Consider the following 17,809-nt stretch of genomic DNA (forward strand, 5'->3'; position numbering starts at 1 on the left):
TTCGAAGCTTACTCGATCGTGCTGAGCTACTGGGACATATTAATATTATATTATTTAGTTTTGAACACACATTGAATTCGTTCCGTCCTGATCTCAGAAAGATCATTCTAGAAGCGGCTCGATCAGTACGCTGAAGCTATTCCTTGGAAGCTTACTCGATCGTGCTTAGCGACTGGGACATGACATCGTTTTAAAGACAAGTTTTATTATATTAGCGTAATGATTAAAAGTCAATAGTTCTAATCAAATTTTTATAAAGGGAAGCAAAGAGCTCCCCTATATATTATAGTCAGAATCTCCTGACTTGAGAAGCGGAAAGCTCATGTTCAATTCTTCCAATTCTCCGCGATCATAGTCAAAAACGCGGATATATGCATGGTTTTCTGTTAGCTCGAGAATGACATAAGTTCTTTCTCTCCGTCCCCTTGGCAGCAATATGCTGCCAGGGTTTATGAAAAGAACACCCTTGATTAATTCTGCTCCCAGCTGATGGGAGTGGCCAAAACAGACGATGTCAGCTTTAACCTCTTCAGCACGGTATGACAGGCTTAATAGAGATGCCTTCACATTATACCGGTGTCCGTGGGTGATTAATATCCTGTGGCCATTTACTTCTTCCACAGCCTCCTCCAGAAAACCCGGATGGAAATCACAATTGCCCCTTACAGCTGTGTAGTGGCTTATAGCTAAATCATCCGCCTCCAGCTCTGAATCGCCGCAGTGGATCATTAGATCGACTTCCTGCCGATGACGGGCTTTCAATTTTCCCAGGATACCGGCAGAACCATGGCTGTCACTGACAATCAGGATCTTGGCCATATCGATTCTCCCTGGCCTAGAGCTTTTTCAAGCTTTTCAATTGCTTTTGCACGGTGGCTGATCTTGTTTTTCTCCTCCGGCAAAAGCTCAGCCATTGTTTTCCCTGTTTCCGAAACAAGGAAGACTGGATCATACCCGAACCCGTGTGTGCCCCTGCGTTCGGCAAGGATTTTACCTTCGCAGGTGCCAAAAACCGTAATCGTCTCAGCACCCGGGGCTGCAACGGCCAGGGCGCAGCAAAACCTTGCCGACCTTTCCTCTTGTGGGACATTCCGCAGCTCATCAAGCACTTTGTCGATATTCGCTTCGTCATTTTTTTCAATGCCTGCATACCTTGCTGAATAAACTCCCGGCCTGCCTTCCAGCGCATCCACCTCGAGGCCCGAATCATCGGCTATGACCATTTTGCCAAGCACTTTTGATACTGTCTCCGCTTTTAAAATGGCATTTTCCTTAAAAGTGGTGCCTGTTTCCTCCACCTCGTCTATTTCCGGGAAATCGAGCAGTGTTTTGACGGAAAATCCTTTAGGCTGGAAAATCCTTTCAAACTCTTTCGCCTTTCCTTTATTTTTCGTGGCAATAATTACTTCTTTCATCGCCTACTCTCCCATCCCAATTATGCGTTTTCTATTTTCTCCGTGATTTCTTCCCCAAGGGCGATTTTTTGGATTTCGAATAATTCGGTTAAGCCTTCCTGGGCAGCTTTTAAAAGATCCTGCAGCTGCTGGTAGGAAAAAGTCGCTTCTTCGCCTGTTCCCTGCAATTCCACGAATTCGCCGCTTCCTGTCATTACAACATTCATATCCACAAGTGCCGCGGAATCCTCCACGTAATTCAAATCAACAACCACATCGCTGTTTTCCAAAATCCCTACACTGGTAGCAGCCAGAAAATTTGTAACCGGATAGGCAGCAAGTTTTTTATCCTTATGGAGCTTAGTTAATGCAAGTGCCATTGCGACGAAAGCACCGGTAATGGAGGCTGTGCGGGTTCCGCCGTCCGCCTGGATCACATCACAGTCTATCCACACAGTCCGTTCACCGATTGCGTCCAGATTTACTGCAGCTCTAAGGGCTCTTCCAATCAATCGCTGTATTTCCATTGTCCTTCCCGTAATTTTTCCCTTGGATGATTCCCTTATGTTCCTCTGTTCAGTAGCCCTGGGCAGCATTGAATATTCAGCGGTGATCCAGCCTTTCCCCGAGCCTCGCATGAACGGCGGGACACGTTCTTCAATACTGGCTGCACAGATAACCTTTGTATCACCCACCGAAATGAGCACTGATCCCTCCGGATGTTTTAAGTATTCTGTTTCAATATGTACAGGCCTTAATTGCAATGGTTCACGTCCGTCAAAACGCATTCCTGAATCGTCCTCCTTTTTATCGTTCTGCTGTTGCCCGTCTAAATATATCGCAGGCGGCCGCATTCGTTCGTTTACCAAACTAAGTGCTTTTTTCAAAGTAAATAAGAGGCAGCTCATGGGCATGCCTCTTTAACTGTCATAACTAGTATACCAAATTATACGGTTTAGAAACTACCTGTGTTTACATTTTCAGGACGGGTGACCGGTGCGGACAGCTTCTTGCCGGTATCCGTCACGATGTCTGAGCCGCCTTTCACCTTCACTGCCACACTTTTTATCCCTTTTTGCTCTGTCAGGGAGAGCACTAGCGAATTTAACAGATACTCCGATACGACTTTATCACCCTTGCCGTCTTTGTCCTCAAAACTTTCGTAAATTGATTCATTGAAGTTTAGTGTTACCTGGCCATTTTCAACGACTGGCTTGTCAACGAGCTTCACTTCTGGCAGAAAATTTGATAGCAGGTTTGAATCATGGGCTGGCCCTTTTACGAGCTCATATACAGCTGCAGTAATATTGTCCTTCTCCTTGTTGCTGACCCTTTTTGTAACTGGAACATAATAGTATGCTCCTTCCTCGCCGCCAAGATAGTACAATGTGAGCGATCTTGTATTGCTGATGTCCACAGCATCAGAGGTATCGACATTAATCCCGACTCCCCGGCTCAAGGTTTCCCCAACTGGCGTGCCATTTACTGGCATTTCCTTCAGTTCGTGGCCGTTCATCTGCAGTTTTACCTTTTTCACGGAATCAAACTGTGTAAGTGTATAGGTCACCGCCTCGAGTATTCTCCGCTCGTCTTCTTTGTTGTAATTCTTAAATTCCTTTGAAAAATCTACGGTTGCTGTTCCATCCTTGATGTTGACTGACACTTGAGTATCTGCCGGGAGTACAGCCCGGAAGCCGTTTGGAAGGATTCCTGAGACAGGCCCGTCAACAACCAGGTATTCGAGCGCCTGCTTTGCCACACTTTCTGTTTTCGGCAATTCCATCTTCTGTGCCACGACATACCCGTTTTTATCAATCAAGTAAAGATCTGTCATGACGGTTTTCTCCGCTGCTTCTTCTTTTGCATCTGGTTTCGCTTCAGTTTGGGATTTTTCTCCAAGCGCTATATCTTCCCCTTCCTTCAAGGTAGTCGCTTGCTGGGGAGGATCAATTTCCTTTTTCACTTCTCCGCCGAAAAGGCCGCACCCTGACAAAAAAACGGAGGCAGCCAGGGCGGTTGCAGCGGCAGCCATGGCAGTTCTATTATTTTTATACATGTAAATCCCTCCAAGACAGTTTGTACTACATGTATACGGGCCTGTTTATGATTTAGACCGCCTGGTGAAAAGAATTTGGACATTCCTTGAACAGTTTTAAGTGACAAAAGGAGACAAAAATAATTTGTAGAAAATGTAAGCATTGCGTTCTAATTTCAGCACAAAAAAATAGGCTCCCTATATCAGGGAGCTCTATCATTTCAATTTTATTGTTTTAACATCTTCAATGGTACGTTCCAGCCATTGGGAGGCAATCCGTGAAAATATTGTCTTTGAACCTGTGGTATAAAAATGATGCTCTGGAGTATCTTCACCTTCGTTCAGCATGCCATTATGATGAAGGATGGTGCTGACTTCACGGGCTGTCTCTTCACCGGAGCTGATAACGCTCACCTTTTCACCCATTATGTTTTTAATAAGCGGTTCCAGAAGCGGATAATGGGTGCATCCGAGAATCAAAGTGTCAAGTCCCCGATTCGCAAGTGGCTTAAGTGTCTCTGCCACAACTTTTTTCGCGACTGGCCCATCATATTCACCGCTCTCGACAAGGGGAACAAATTTAGGGCAGGCCAGGCTGGTGACGCGTACAGACCGGTTGATCGATTTCAGGGCGTGTTCGTAGGCACGGCTTTTTACAGTGCCTTCGGTTCCAATTACCCCAATTTTACGGTTGCTTGTCACCTTAAGAGCAGTTCTAGCACCAGGATGGATGACGCCCAGAACAGGTATCTTAAGCTGGCTGCGGATCTCGTCCAAAACGACGGCAGTCGCAGTATTGCAGGCAATTACGAGCATTTTTATATTTTTTTTCAATAAAAACTGTGTCAATTCCCAAGTGAATCTCTTAACTTCTTCTGCTGGCCGCGGGCCATATGGGCATCTTGCCGTGTCGCCCAGATAGATAATTTGTTCATGTGGCAGCTGGCGGATAATTTCTTTTGCTACGGTTAATCCGCCCACTCCCGAGTCTATTATTCCTATTGGCTGTTTCAAAATCTCGCCTCATTCTCCACGCATTTCTTGATGTAATTTCATTAAACTGGCTTTTAGAAGTTCAACCTCCTCGGCAGAAAAGTTTTTCAGCACTTCCTGTAAATAAAGCTGCCTTTTTTTGATTACTTCGTCAATCACCCGTTCGCCTTCTTCAAGCAGGTGAATCCGGACTACCCTCCGGTCATTCGGATCCTTCACCCTCACAACAAGCTGATTTTTTTCCATTCTATCAACCAGGTCCGTCGTCGTGCTGAATGCAAGAAACATTTTATTTGAGAGTTCCCCGATTGTCATGTCTCCATCTTCAAATAGCCACTGCAGGGCAACAAACTGGGGAGGCGTAATCGTATAATTACTTAAAATTTCACGGCCTTTTTGCTTGATGATCCCGGATATGTAACGTAAATCTTTTTCAATATCAGCAAAAACAGCTGCATCTTTTTTAACTTCGAGCTCCATTAACTTACAACTCCTGTTCAAAGGACTCTATATTTTAAATTAGGTCAAATACTATCTTTCTGGGAACTGGAAGACCACTTTCAATATTTCACATACCAAGGCAATGGCGACCTTACCATGCACCTATTTTCTACTTTTTCCATGAAAAATTCAAGAAGGAATTGCTTCCACACTCCAGCCCAGCAAAAAAACACTCCCATAAAATGTGTTAACCGGCCACCTTTTCAGGATGGCCGGTCTAGATCAAAGTTCTAGCTCTCCCATTCGAAGGAGCTCTACAACAGCTTGTGAACGCCCCTTTACGCCAAGCTTCTGCATGGCGTTTGAAATATGATTCCGAACCGTCTTCTCGCTTATAAACAATTCACTCGCGATCTCTTTTGTCGTTTTATCTTGTACCAACAGTTCGAATACTTCTCTTTCTCGTTTGGTGAGTAACGGCTTGTGAGTATATTCATTCTCCTTCAAGTATTGTAACCCTCCTTGCCTTTGCCAGCTGTGAACCTGCGGGGTGGGTATAAATTTAGTCAAGATATCATATGTGATGCAAAGATATGAAGTGACTATATTTGCGGCAAGGAGAAACATTTTTCAAAAAATGAGTTAATCGTTGAAATGAGCGGAAACTTTATGCACTTGCCGACTCAGGAGCTATTGCTTGATGCAAGATAAACCTGGTGTTTTTCCGGCTAACGGTTTTAAAGTCTTGCCGGATAAGGGTCATGAAACCGCCGTGTTTTTGCTTTTGGCAAGGAGCTCTTTCATGGCGTCGGTCCATGGAACCCCCTTACCGGTTTTCTTTGAAATCTGGACGATTGTACCCCTGCCAACAAAGCAGATGGATCCGCTTGCGCGTTTGCCCATATAGTGAATGTCCACTGACGACTTGCCGATTGAATTGGCTTTTACGAATATTTTCAGGTCTTCATCAAAATATACCTGTTTCAGGAAATCACATTGCAGGTCAGCCACCACAGGGATTGTTTCACTGTCAGGCTTGAGCCACTCCTGCATAAAGCCTGCGCTCTTAAAAAATTCGATCCTCGCCTGTTCAAAATATGCAAAAGGCACCGTATTGTTTAAGTGTCCGAACATATCCGTTTCTGAGAAACGAACCTTTACCGGAAAATAAAAATCAAATTCTTCTTCCCACGATACAAGTTCCTCTATATAATCCATTTTTCCCATGCTGTTTCCTCCGTCTCTGAAAATGAATGATCATTCATTCTTGTTCTCTATTATAATTATTTTCAGACAATTTACAAATCATTTCGCTAATTTTTGCCAAAAAAGAAGAGGAGGCAGCTACACTACCCCCACTTAAAGCTCTTATATGATTTTGTCCTGCTTAATCCTCATCTCTATTTCGTGTCCATCCTCTATCATCTCTCCGGTCGTCGTCGCGGTCATTATCTTTGTTGCCGTGCTTTCCAAGAGCCAGTACATATGTGCTCAACGCCGGTACGGTTACCTTGTTTCCTTTTACTATGCCAAGCACGGATGTTCCTGCTTTTTCCCCATTCGCAAGTATTGCCCAATAGCCATTTTCAGGAAGCGTGATCTGGACTGGCTTCTTGTTGGCGTTGTAGGCGACCGCTATTTTTGCTGATGAACGCCGGTTTGTATTCTCATTCAGGACAAATGCGACAGAATTGGCCGGTGCATCCAGGAATTTAAGTTGCTTTTTAATTTGATCTGCAGTTGTCAACCTGAAAGCAGGGACGCTTGTTCGCAGTTTTACAAGGCCTTTAAAGTATTCTACTTCTTTGTCAAACTCGCTGCGCCGTTTCCAGTCAAGCTGATTGACTGAATCCGGGGACTTGTAGCTGTTATGGTCCCCGCCCTTCGTGCGCATGAATTCCTGCCCGGCGTGGATGAAGGAAACGCCCTGCGAGGTCAATACAATCGAAGTGGCCAGCTTGTGCATTTTCTTGCGCACTTCTTCACTGTCGTTCGGGTTGGTCAGTTGCAGCTTATCCCATAATGTATGGTTATCGTGCGCTTCTACATACGTCACTGTTTGCTCAGGGTCAACCGCGAATGTTTTGATGCTGTCGCTGTATGGAATGCCGCCAACTATGCCTTTTTTGATGCGTTGTTCCATGCCTGACTTGCCGTTTACAAAGCCGTTATCACGGTCATCAAAAACGCTGCCCTTCAATCCGTCCCTGATGTCATCGTTGAAGTGCGCGATTCCTGGCATTTTGAAGGCATTTTTTTGGTTCGCTTTCAATTCAGGATCGAGCGGTGTGGCAAGGTCCCAGCCTTCCCCGATAATGATAATGGAAGGATCGATTTTATCAAGCGCCTTGCGGACCTCGTTCATTGTATCCACATCATGGATGCCCATTAAATCAAAGCGGAATCCGTCAATATTATACTCTTTTGCCCAGTATGTTACTGAATCGACAATGAACTTGCGCATCATCTTATGCTCTGAAGCCGTGTCGTTCCCTACTCCAGTTCCGTTTGCCAGTGTGCCGTCGTCGTTATATCGGTAGTAGTAGCCTGGGACAAGCTTGTGGAAATTCGACTCAAACGCGCTGAACATGTGGTTGTACACAACGTCCATGACAATCCGGATATCGTTGTCATGCAAAGTCTGGACCATCTGCTTCATTTCATTGATCCTCACTGTCGGCTCATACGGATTGGTAGAATATGATCCTTCCGGCACATTGTAGTTCTTCGGATCATAGCCCCAGTTATATTGAGGAATGTCGAGCTTCGTCTCATCCACACTTGCTGTGTTGTAATCGTACATTGGAATGAATTGCAGATGTGTGACACCAAGGTCTTTCACATGGCTCAGGGCTGTTTTCACTTTATCCGGCCCTTTTGTTTTTGTTTCTGCCACGCCTAGGAATTTTCCTTTATGCCCATCGGAAACACCGCTTTCGGGGTGAATCGTCAGGTCGCGGATATGGGCTTCATAAATGATCGCATCCTCAGGATTTTTGAACTTCGGTTTTTTCTCGCTCCATTTCTTCGGATCAGTAGAGTCAAGGTCAACTACCGCCCCCTTGTCCCCATTAACCGCGACGGCACGGACGTACGGATCAACCGCTTCATTCCATGTATCTCCAATCTTCACTTTGTAGGTGTAAAGTGTTCCCTTATGGTCACCAGCGAGTGCCGCTGTCCAAGTTCCATTTTCAGCCCGTTTCATGTCGATTTCCGTGCCTGCAGCGCTATCCCACTTGTCATATGTTACAAGCCTGGCTTCACTTGCGGTCGGGGCCCAGAGGCGGAACTTGGTTTCTTTTTTCGAATAGGTGTTTCCAAGGTCATTACCCGGGTAATAAAAGCGTTCTTCAAAAGATTTGCTGCCAATTACCTTGCCCATCTGCACGGTGGCTTCACCGAAACCTTCCTTACTCACTTTATACGCTTTGGTGAGGTCCAGTTCCTGTTTCGTAGTGATGATGACTTTGTTGACTGTGTCACCGGCTTCAGCATTTATAGCTTCAACTTTCTCAATTTCAGCACCTGACAGTTTGATTCCGGCATGTTCCCCTTCCGATAAAGAGAATGGGAAATTCGTTTCAAAAGTGATTTTATTCAGTTCATCTATTGCTGCTTTCGTAATCCGGGGTTTCCGGTCCACTTTTGCGGGATTGTCAAAAATGCGTTTCTGCCCCTGGGCAAGCCAGACTTCCGCTTTTCCATCTTCAGAGAAATCGGTGATAAACCGATTCTCGGCAATGTCTTTTTCAGACCAGTCTTCTTTGCGGACGATAAAGCCAACCTTCGTCGCACCGCCAAGGTTGTCAAGCTTCAGTGTACCCTGCCTGCCGTATGATGTGGTTTTATCCAGCTTTACAACCTGGCCATCCGATTTGTCGGTCCATACCCAAATATCCCATTTATCATAGTTCAGGTCGTGCCGGTAATAGTTAAATTTCACTTCAAGCGTGTCGTATGTTTTCGGCGGGGTGCTGCCGTCCGGATTGCTTGTATAAACCTTGTCATCCCCGGCTTTGACCCATACTTCGTCATTCCCGTACCAAATATCTTCAATGAAACGGTCACCGCCGTCTTTTTCCCAGCTGTCAGTCCTGACGATAAAGCCAACCCGGTTATGGTCGCCATCCAGTTCAACTTCCGCGACTTTTCCAAATTCGTCTTCCCCGGTGAATTGGTGAACCTGGCCGCTCATGCCATCCGGCCATACCCACAGGTTCCAGTCTTTTGTGTCGCCTGCTTTCGGCTGGTAGTGGATTTTTACCTTTGTAGTCACTTTTTGCTCGGCAGGCTGGACGTTCACTTTCCTCTCATCAAGCGCGTCAAAGATGAATACAAATTTATCTGTTGCCTGAGGGGTGAATGTCAGGTTGCTTCCATCAAGCCAATTATTGTCCATTACATATTTGAACTCTATAGTCTTTCCAGCCTGCAGTTCAATCGGCTGGCTCTTCCACACTTTTTCTTCAGGATCGTAGCTTAAAGGATTGGAGTCTCCGTCCCATGACAGCGGCTCAGAACCTCTTAACACGACTTTCTCGTAAACTTTGTTCCGGTCGATCGGTTTTTCGCTGTATTCCAATGTACCGGTGATTTCGTATATTTCAAACGATTTTCCTTCTGATGTAAATTTCAAGTCACCATTGCCATCGTTTTTGATTTCTTCATTGCCAAGTGCGTCAGATAACGTTACATCAGTGATTTCGAGCTGGTTGTACAGCTTGTTGACGTCAATTTCTTTCGCGTCTGTACCTTTATTGACGACAATGAGAAATCTACCGCTTTCATCTGCGCGCTCATAGGCAAATATTTGTTGATCCGCTGCCAATGTGTTATAAGATCCTATGCTTAGCGCTGATTCGCTTGTCCGGAGATTTGCGAGTTTTTTGTAAAATTCTTTGACCTCAAGATCCTGTTTTGTTTCGTCCCAGGGCATCATTTCCCTGTAGTAGCGGTCTTTCCAGTCTGTTACGGAGTTGTGGTCTTTGCTCTGCGATAATCCCACTTCATCTCCATAATAAATGATCGGGGCACCCGGCAATGTAAACTGGGTGGCTGCAGCAAGCTTTAATTTTGTCTTGTCCCCGCCTGCTTCAAACAGGAACCGTGGCTGGTCATGGCTGTCCAGGAAAGACGCCGTGACATATTCTTTTGGATAAGTCGCCAGGTTCGCTTGTACTGTATCGGCCAGCGCTCTCATCGGCTGGTCTTTCGCAAACGCATTGACAAGCGCATCCCTCATGCCAAAGTCAAGCGCACCGTCAAGCTCGCCGGCGTAACTGTTGATTTTTTCGCGGCTGTCCCACACTTCTCCATAAATGAACGCGTCCGGATTCAACTGTTTTACTTTATGGCGGAAATCCACCCAGTAGCTGTAGCTTGGCCCTTTTGCATAATCGAGTCGGAAGCCGTCAAAGTCGAGTTCAGTGAGCCAGAATGGCACAACTTCATTTAAAATGTAATTTCTGGCGTCGTAATTATTGTTGTTGAATTCAGGCAGCTCTGCAATACCGTAAAAAGTATTGTATTTGTCAGGCCATTGTGTAAAAGTGTACCAGTTGTAATATGGACTTTTTTCACCATTCTTCAGTGCATCCTGAAAGAATGGATGCTTGATTGATGTATGGTTTGGCACGAAATCATACACAACCTTCAAGCCTTTTTCATGTGCCGTATCGATGATTTGCTTCATTAATTCTGGATTGCCGAAATGGTCTTCAATTGCCTGGAAATCTGCGGGATGGTATCCATGTGAATATGGGCCTTCAAAAACAGGGGACAGCCATATCGTGTTGACTCCAAGGTCTTTGATGTAATCAAGCTTGTCAAGAACGCCTTTCAGGTCTCCCCCCATCCAGCCTTTCAGGCGCTCATCATATGGAAGGTCGGCCGCACCCGGCTCGTCGTTGCTTGCATCCCCATTATTGAAACGGTCAACAAATATATGGTAAATGACCGCATTTTTCGCCCAATCCGGAGACTCGAATTGGTCGACGTAGTAGGCAAACTCTGTTGCGCCTTCCGGGTTTAAGCTGTTTGTGTCAGCAAATTGCGATGTTTCGCCATTTGCTGACCATACATCAATGATGTATTTTACACGCGTGTCATCAGGCTGTTTAGGAATCGTTCCTTTGTACACAGTTGTAATCAGCCCGTTATCGTTCGTTTCGGAATCCTTCACCAGCCTGACAGCCTGTCCATTTGTGGCTGTACCAAGAGCACCGGCCGGCTTTGAACCGTCAGTAGTATAATAAAGTGTACCATCGGTTACCGAGCCGTAATGCTTTACAGTCACAGTAGCTGTCACATCGTCCTTGCTGGTAGGGACCGCGGGCGAAAACGCGAAGTTATGCTCTACGTTTTTCGCAATCGGCACTGCCTTCCATGCTGATACTTCATCCGTGTAAACCTTGCCGCCTTTTACAAAGGTGGCTTGCCTTTTGTCCGTGCGCTGTTCGGTGTATTTTTCGTCTCCCAGTCCGTAGAGATATTCGATAGTTTCCCCTTCGTTGCCGGCAAGTTCAATCTTCCATTTCCCATCTGCTGCTTTTGACAGGGAAGTAACAGTATAGTTAAATCCGTTTAATGTAGACCCCAGTGTAGGGACAATCCAGTCGGGTGTATCAGCAGGTACAGTCGCCTCCAATGTGAGTGAACCTGTAAATTTGGATAGATCGATCTGAACGTCCACTGTCCTGTGCTGGTCAGGGTGAAACACAAAGATGTAATCACCGGTCTGGGGCGGGGTAAACCGCAGATTCTCCCCTTCCATCCAATTTCCGTCCATTACAAACTTATATTCTACTTCTTTGCCGCCAGGCAGGCTGACTGGCTGGCTCTTCCATACTCCCGCCGCTGAATCATATGTGAGCGGATGGTTATCAGAGCTCCAGTCCAGCCCTTCGGCATTTCCTCTTAAAACAACCTTCTGGTACGAATTTGTTTCAGCTTTCGCACCATTTGTTACTGGTGTGATAAACGAGCTGCACAACAGTAATACCGACATGCATAAAGAAAAAAACCGCCTCATACCTTGTCCTCCCTCAGGGAAAAATTGTTTGTGAAATCGTTTGCACAAATCGACAAAGATAAAAACGAATGCAAAGTGTGCTGTTTTTTGTGCAATCGCTTTCATTTTAATAATAGATTAACATTTTAAGGAATCTAGCACAATTAAATTCGAGAAGATTTGATGGAATGGTAGAAAAGTACTATTCGGTGGCTGCCAATGCCCCGGTCCCGCATATCTTTTTTCCTGTGGGATTTAGAAAGACTGTTATTCAGTTGCCGCTGCTGGTTTTGTCCCTAAGCGCCCCTATCAAGGACACTTTTTGCGGTTCAACACCTGATATTGTCGTTGAGCAGAAAACCAAAAACCCCCTTCTCTCAAATAAAACGGAGATAAGGGGGTTGCATATTGTTATACCTGATCGCTTCCAAAGAAGTTCCTGAAAGCCTGGATTGTCGTATCGCGGTTTAGGGCGGCGATCGAAGTTGTCAGTGGGATGCCTTTCGGGCAGGACTGGACGCAGTTTTGCGAGTTTCCGCAGTTTGCGAGCCCTCCGTCTCCCATGATTGCCTCCAGGCGCTCTGCTTTGTTCATTTCACCTGTCGGATGGGCATTGAACAAGCGAACCTGTGACAGTGGCTGCGGGCCGATAAAATCGGATTTGCTGTTCACATTCGGGCATGCTTCAAGACATACACCGCAAGTCATGCATTTTGACAGCTCGTACGCCCATTGCCTCTTCTTTTCAGGCATGCGCGGCCCCGGCCCCAGATCATAGGTCCCGTCAATTGGAATCCATGCCTTGACCCGTTTCAATGAGTCGAACATGCGGCTGCGGTCGACCTGCAAGTCGCGGACTACCGGGAAAGTCCTCATCGGCTCAAGCCTGATTGGCTGTTCAAGCTGGTCGACCAGGGCCGTGCATGATTGGCGCGGACGCCCGTTAATGACCATCGAGCAAGCCCCGCAAACTTCCTCAAGGCAGTTCATATCCCAGGCAACCGGAGTCGTGTGTTCACCTTTAGCGTTAACAGGATTTCGGCGAATTTCCATCAATGCTGATATTACATTCATATTTGGACGGTAAGCCAGTTCAAACTCTTCCTCGTAAGGGGCAGAGTCAGGAGTATCCTGGCGGCTGATGATAAAACGGACTGTTCTGTTTTCGGACATGAGCAATTACTCCCCCTTCTTCTTCGAATAGTCACGCTTACGCGGTTTTATCAAGGATGTGTCGACGTCCTCGTAATGGAATGCCGGAGCAGAATTTTCACCAGTAAACCTGGCCATCGTTGTCTTTAAGAATTCTTCATCGTTCCGTTCCGGGAATTCCGGCTTATAGTGGGCGCCGCGGCTTTCGTTCCGGTTGTATGCGCCGATTGTAATGACACGTGCAAGCTGCAGCATGTTTTTCAGCTGGCGGGTGAACACAGCTCCCTGATTGCTCCATTTTGCCGTATCGTCAATATTGATATTTTCATAGCGTTCCAACAGCTCAACAATCTTTTCATCAGTCTTTAACAGCTTGTCATTGTGTCGGACAACAGTGACATTGTCGGTCATCCATTCTCCCAGCTCCTTATGCAGAACATAAGCATTTTCGTTGCCGCTCAATGTCATGATCCTGTTCCACTTATCTTGTTCCTGGCTGACAGATCGCTCAAATACGGATGAAGGCACAGCATCTGAACTCTTTTCAAGCCCGGAAATATAGCGGATCGCATTAGGGCCGGCCACCATTCCGCCGTAGATGGCCGACAGCAGCGAATTCGCCCCGAGGCGGTTGGCGCCATGCTGGGAATAATCACATTCACCTGCAGCAAATAAGCCCGGGATATTGGTCATTTGGTCATAGTCAACCCACAGGCCGCCCATGGAATAGTGGACTGCCGGGAATATTTTCATTGGTACCTTTCTTGGATCGTCGCCCATGAACTTCTCATAGATTTCGATAATTCCGCCCAGCTTAATATCCAGTTCCTTCGGATCCTTGTGCGAGAGGTCAAGATAGACCATGTTTTCGCCGTTGATGCCCAGCTTCTGCTCAACACAGACGTCGAATATTTCCCGTGTCGCGATATCGCGCGGCACTAGGTTCCCGTATGCCGGATATTTTTCTTCGAGGAAGTACCACGGCTTTCCATCCTTATAAGTCCAGACACGGCCGCCTTCCCCACGTGCTGATTCGCTCATCAGGCGCAGCTTGTCGTCCCCGGGGATTGCAGTCGGGTGGATCTGGATGAATTCACCGTTTGCATAGTATGCACCCTGCTGGTAGACAATGGATGCTGCAGATCCTGTATTAATGACGGAGTTTGTCGACTTCCCGAAAATGATCCCCGGTCCCCCGGTTGCCATGATGACAGCGTCACCAGCAAACGACTTAATTTCCATCGTTGTCAGGTTCTGTGCCACAACCCCCCGGCAAATCCCGTCGTCATCCAATACAACCCCAAGGAATTCCCAGCCCTCATACTTGGTCACAAGCCCTGCGACTTCATGGCGGCGCACCTGCTCATCAAGGGCGTATAGCAGCTGCTGCCCTGTTGTCGCACCGGCAAAGGCGGTACGGTGGTGCTGGGTGCCGCCAAAACGGCGGAAGTCAAGCAAACCTTCAGGCGTACGGTTAAACATGACCCCCATGCGGTCAAGCAAGTGGATAATTCCGGGTGCAGCCTCCGTCATCGCCTTGACCGGCGGCTGGTTGGCAAGGAAGTCCCCGCCATAAACTGTATCGTCAAAGTGCTCCCACGGGGAGTCGCCTTCTCCTTTTGTATTTACTGCTCCATTAATGCCGCCCTGGGCACATACAGAGTGGGAACGTTTTACCGGAACCAACGAAAAAAGCTCAACCGGTGTCCCTTCTTCCGCAACCTTTATCGTTGCCATCAATCCGGCCAGCCCGCCCCCGACTACGATCACCTTACCTCTACTCACTATTGCTCACTCCCTTAATCCAACTATTGCGAAAATTAATAACGTAGAATGGTAAATTAATAATTTATCATAATTGCAATTTAATATGTTTGTAACTAAATAAAAGCAAACAGCGTCCGGATCCCGACAACAGACAGGACGATGAAGACACCGATGGTGAAATAAGTTGAAATTCGTTGCGACCTTGGCGTAACAGTAATTCCCCAACTTACGAAAAAAGACCATAGGCCGTTCGCAAAGTGGAAAATCGTCGATATTACCCCGATTGTGTAGAACGCGAACATGAATGGTGAAGAGAGAATGTTCTCCATCATGTCAAAATTGACATGGGCACCGAATGCCGCTGCCACCCGGGTTTCCCAGACATGCCATGCAACAAAGATAAGCGTGATGACACCCGATACTCGCTGAAGCATGAACATCCAATTTCGGAACGTGCCGTACTGGCCTATATTGTTTTTCGCGGTAAAAGCAATATAAAGTCCATAGATTGCGTGAAATAATAATGGCAGATAAATAATGAACGTTTCCAAAACAATGCGGAAAGGAAGATTCGCCATGAAATCTGCCGCATTATTGAAAGATTCTTCTCCGCCTGTAGCATAATGGTTCACAACCAGGTGCTGCATAAGGAAAATTCCTACAGGGATGACCCCGAGCAATGAATGCAGCCTTCGCCAATAAAACTCCTGTTTTCCTGCCATATGTATTACCCCCCTTGAATTAAAAAAGATGTCAGGCCTCAATGTCCCAGATTGAAGAAACCTGTCATCAAGTAGAAAAACGAATCATTTCTTACAATTATGTGACATGTTCATTTTACTCCCAACGGATAGGAGCGTCAAGAAAACGGATACATGAAAATGTTTATATAGATAAAATTTTTGAAAAATATCGACATTACCAAAAACCATATACAGTACCTTTTTACCTTTTCAAAAAGAGTATACTGGGATAACTTTATATTTATATTTTGCAGCCCGCCATTTTCCTGCAAAAAGTAACAATTACCTTAAAGAAAATAGGGTAATCATAAATTATGGAATACACAAGCTAAAATTTAACAATAGCGATTGGCGAAACGGTACTGATTTTTCAAGCAAATTGTATATAATAGACTAATAGAAAGAGGGGAAGACCATTGAGCGAATTATCATCTTCTGAAAAATATGCTGAAATTGAGCCGCTTTCGGTTTCCGTATTCGGCTATGAACTTATCCGGGAAGTGCTGTTGCCGGACCTGCTTGGAAAAGATGCCCGAGAAATTATGTATTGGGCTGGGAAAAGGCTGGCCCGCAAGTTCCCTCTTGGAAGCAGGGAAGAAATCATCGAATTCTTTAAGCAGGCCGACTGGGGCCTTCTCACCATCAAAGAAGAAACAAGAAAAGAACTGGTACTTGAACTGAGAAGTGACTTGATCTCTGAACGCCTCAAAAACAAGGCAGACACAACCTTTCAGCTTGAAGCAGGGTTCATTGCCCAGCAAATCGAAACACAAAAAAACGTACTGGCAGAAGCCTTTGAACACCCGAACCGGCGTGCCGGCCGAATCCAATTTACAGTCAAATGGGATAAGTCGGATCCAATCAAATAGTATCCATGAAAAAAGCTTTCAAAGGAGTTTTCCCTTGAAAGCTTCTCCTTTATAGTCTCGGGTTAAAATCAGGAATTTACCGGAGCACCTGCAAGCTCAAAAGCTTTGTGCAGCGCCTCTACTGCCTTTACCATTTTAACTGCCTCTACAACAGTGGAAATTTTAATTTCAGATGTGCTGACCATTTTCACCTGGATGTCATTGTCCGCGAGCACTTCAAACATTTTCGCCGCCACGCCCGGGTTTGAAATCATGCCAGATCCCACAATTGATACTTTAGCCAGGTCAGATTCAAATTCAATCGATTCATACTTTAATAATTCCTTATAGGTTTTTAGAACTTTTAGCGTGTCTTTCAAATCAGTGCTTTTGATGGAAAACGAAATATTTGCATTTCCCGCCTCTGTCCTGCTCTGGATAATGATATCGACATTTATGTGATTTTGGGCGAGTGTCTTGAAAATTGTCGACAGCCCGGTCAGTGAATTTGCGAGGCCATGCACTGTCACCCTTGTAATTTCATCTTCAAAAGCCACACCGCGAACGATTAAGTTCTGTTCCACACTAATTTCCTCCTCAATTGCGGTACCTGCTTCCCGTTCCATGCTTGAACGCACTTCAAGAGGTACCCTGTAATTTTTTGCGAATTCGACAGCTCTCGGATGCAATACCCCGGCCCCAAGATTGGCAAGCTCCAGCATTTCATCATATGAAACACTCAGCAGCTTCCTCGCTTCCTTAACATAGCGGGGGTCCGTTGTAAATACACCTGTCACATCAGTATAAATATCACATTTATGTGCTCCAAGCGCCGCGGCAAGAGCAACAGCAGTTGTATCGGAACCCCCCCTGCCTAGGGTCGCTATTTCTCCCGATTCGGTAATGCCCTGGAAGCCTGCGACGACTACGATTTTTCCATCCTGGACATCCTGTTTGATCTTTTCAGTATCAATTCTTAAAATCCTTGCGTTTCCATGAACAGGCTCGGTAACAATCCCTGCCTGCCAGCCAGTATATGATACCGCCTCATGCCCTTTTTCCGACAGGGCCATGGTCAAAAGGGCTATTGTTACCTGTTCCCCGGTTGAAAGCAGCATATCCATTTCCCGCCTGGAGGGAGAAGAGCTGATTTCACTGGCCATGCTGACCAGCTGGTCTGTTGTTTTCCCCATTGCTGACACCACGACGACAACATCATTGCCCTTTTGTTTTTCCTCGATTGCCCTTGCTGCCACATTTAATATTTTTTCTGGGCTCCCGACTGAAGTTCCGCCAAATTTTTGTACAATCAATCCCATTATTCTATCCTCCTGTAGTTCCTTCCGATGCTGTCCTGTGCTTTTTTAGCATAAAAAAAAGCAATGAGAGGCCGTCCCATTGCTGTGTATTGCGTAACAAACAAC

Annotated in this window: 13 protein-coding genes and 2 pseudogenes; 1 reads left to right on the plus strand and 14 read right to left on the minus strand. The window is 46.0% G+C overall.

The genetic code is table 11. From position 1 onward, the window contains the following. Positions 1 to 276 precede the first annotated feature (276 nt). From CVD19_RS05515 to CVD19_RS05570, 13 genes and pseudogenes are all read right to left on the minus strand, one after another. The gene (locus tag CVD19_RS05515; protein ID WP_101580870.1) at positions 277 to 819 is read right to left on the minus strand and encodes a metallophosphoesterase; all 543 of its coding nucleotides are present in this window, start codon (positions 817 to 819) and stop codon (positions 277 to 279) included. Further along, positions 804 to 1,415, minus strand: a complete 612-nt coding sequence (locus CVD19_RS05520) for an XTP/dITP diphosphatase (RefSeq protein ID WP_101580871.1) — start codon at positions 1,413 to 1,415, stop codon at positions 804 to 806. Before CVD19_RS05520 ends, CVD19_RS05515 begins: the two co-directional genes overlap by 16 nt. A 20-nt stretch (positions 1,416 to 1,435) precedes the next feature. Further along, entirely contained in the window at positions 1,436 to 2,182 is a 747-nt protein-coding gene (gene rph, locus CVD19_RS05525; RefSeq protein WP_101581066.1) for a ribonuclease PH, read from the minus strand. 167 nt (positions 2,183 to 2,349) lie between these two features. After that, on the minus strand, positions 2,350 to 3,450 hold the full coding sequence (locus CVD19_RS05530) for a GerMN domain-containing protein (RefSeq protein ID WP_101580872.1): 1,101 nt from the start codon (positions 3,448 to 3,450) through the stop codon (positions 2,350 to 2,352). A 195-nt stretch (positions 3,451 to 3,645) separates the two neighbouring features. Next, positions 3,646 to 4,443, minus strand: coding sequence for a glutamate racemase (gene racE, locus CVD19_RS05535; RefSeq protein ID WP_101580873.1), 798 nt, complete (start codon positions 4,441 to 4,443; stop codon positions 3,646 to 3,648). A 9-nt stretch (positions 4,444 to 4,452) separates the two neighbouring features. After that, positions 4,453 to 4,902 carry a MarR family winged helix-turn-helix transcriptional regulator gene (locus CVD19_RS05540; protein ID WP_101580874.1) on the minus strand — a complete coding sequence of 150 codons (450 nt, stop codon included), beginning with the start codon at positions 4,900 to 4,902 and terminating at the stop codon, positions 4,453 to 4,455. 243 nt (positions 4,903 to 5,145) lie between these two features. Beyond that, positions 5,146 to 5,370 carry a spore germination transcription factor GerE gene (gene gerE / locus CVD19_RS05545; RefSeq protein ID WP_019154738.1) on the minus strand — a complete coding sequence of 75 codons (225 nt, stop codon included), beginning with the start codon at positions 5,368 to 5,370 and terminating at the stop codon, positions 5,146 to 5,148. 252 nt (positions 5,371 to 5,622) lie between these two features. Further along, positions 5,623 to 6,090, minus strand: a complete 468-nt coding sequence (locus CVD19_RS05550; protein ID WP_101580875.1) for an acyl-CoA thioesterase — start codon at positions 6,088 to 6,090, stop codon at positions 5,623 to 5,625. 238 nt (positions 6,091 to 6,328) lie between these two features. Next, positions 6,329 to 9,196, minus strand: a pseudogene (gene pulA, locus CVD19_RS25700) (type I pullulanase); the annotation flags it as partial. A gap of 594 nt (positions 9,197 to 9,790) precedes the next feature. Continuing rightward, positions 9,791 to 12,001 (minus strand): annotated as a pseudogene (locus tag CVD19_RS25705) (alpha-amylase family glycosyl hydrolase); the annotation flags it as partial. Positions 12,002 to 12,286: 285 nt separating this feature from the next. Continuing rightward, positions 12,287 to 13,048 carry a succinate dehydrogenase iron-sulfur subunit gene (sdhB, locus tag CVD19_RS05560; protein ID WP_101581068.1) on the minus strand — a complete coding sequence of 254 codons (762 nt, stop codon included), beginning with the start codon at positions 13,046 to 13,048 and terminating at the stop codon, positions 12,287 to 12,289. A gap of 6 nt (positions 13,049 to 13,054) precedes the next feature. Next, positions 13,055 to 14,812: a succinate dehydrogenase flavoprotein subunit gene (gene sdhA / locus CVD19_RS05565; RefSeq protein ID WP_101580876.1), complete on the minus strand. Its 1,758-nt coding sequence runs from the start codon at positions 14,810 to 14,812 to the stop codon at positions 13,055 to 13,057. Positions 14,813 to 14,907: 95 nt separating this feature from the next. Next, positions 14,908 to 15,516 (minus strand): succinate dehydrogenase cytochrome b558 subunit, encoded by a 609-nt coding sequence (locus CVD19_RS05570; RefSeq protein ID WP_101580877.1) that lies wholly within the window; start codon positions 15,514 to 15,516, stop codon positions 14,908 to 14,910. Positions 15,517 to 15,953: 437 nt separating this feature from the next. On the opposite strand from CVD19_RS05570, the gene CVD19_RS05575 reads away from it, so the two are divergent. Continuing rightward, positions 15,954 to 16,406, plus strand: a complete 453-nt coding sequence (locus tag CVD19_RS05575; protein ID WP_101580878.1) for a YslB family protein — start codon at positions 15,954 to 15,956, stop codon at positions 16,404 to 16,406. 68 nt (positions 16,407 to 16,474) lie between these two features. Here the strand turns inward: CVD19_RS05575 and CVD19_RS05580 are convergent, their stop codons facing one another. Further along, complete coding sequence (locus CVD19_RS05580; protein ID WP_101580879.1) at positions 16,475 to 17,704, minus strand: aspartate kinase; 1,230 nt, start codon at positions 17,702 to 17,704, stop codon at positions 16,475 to 16,477. Positions 17,705 to 17,809: the final 105 nt, after the last annotated feature.

Source organism: Bacillus sp. T33-2 (assembly GCF_002860205.1).
Lineage (GTDB): Bacteria > Bacillota > Bacilli > Bacillales > Cytobacillaceae > T33-2.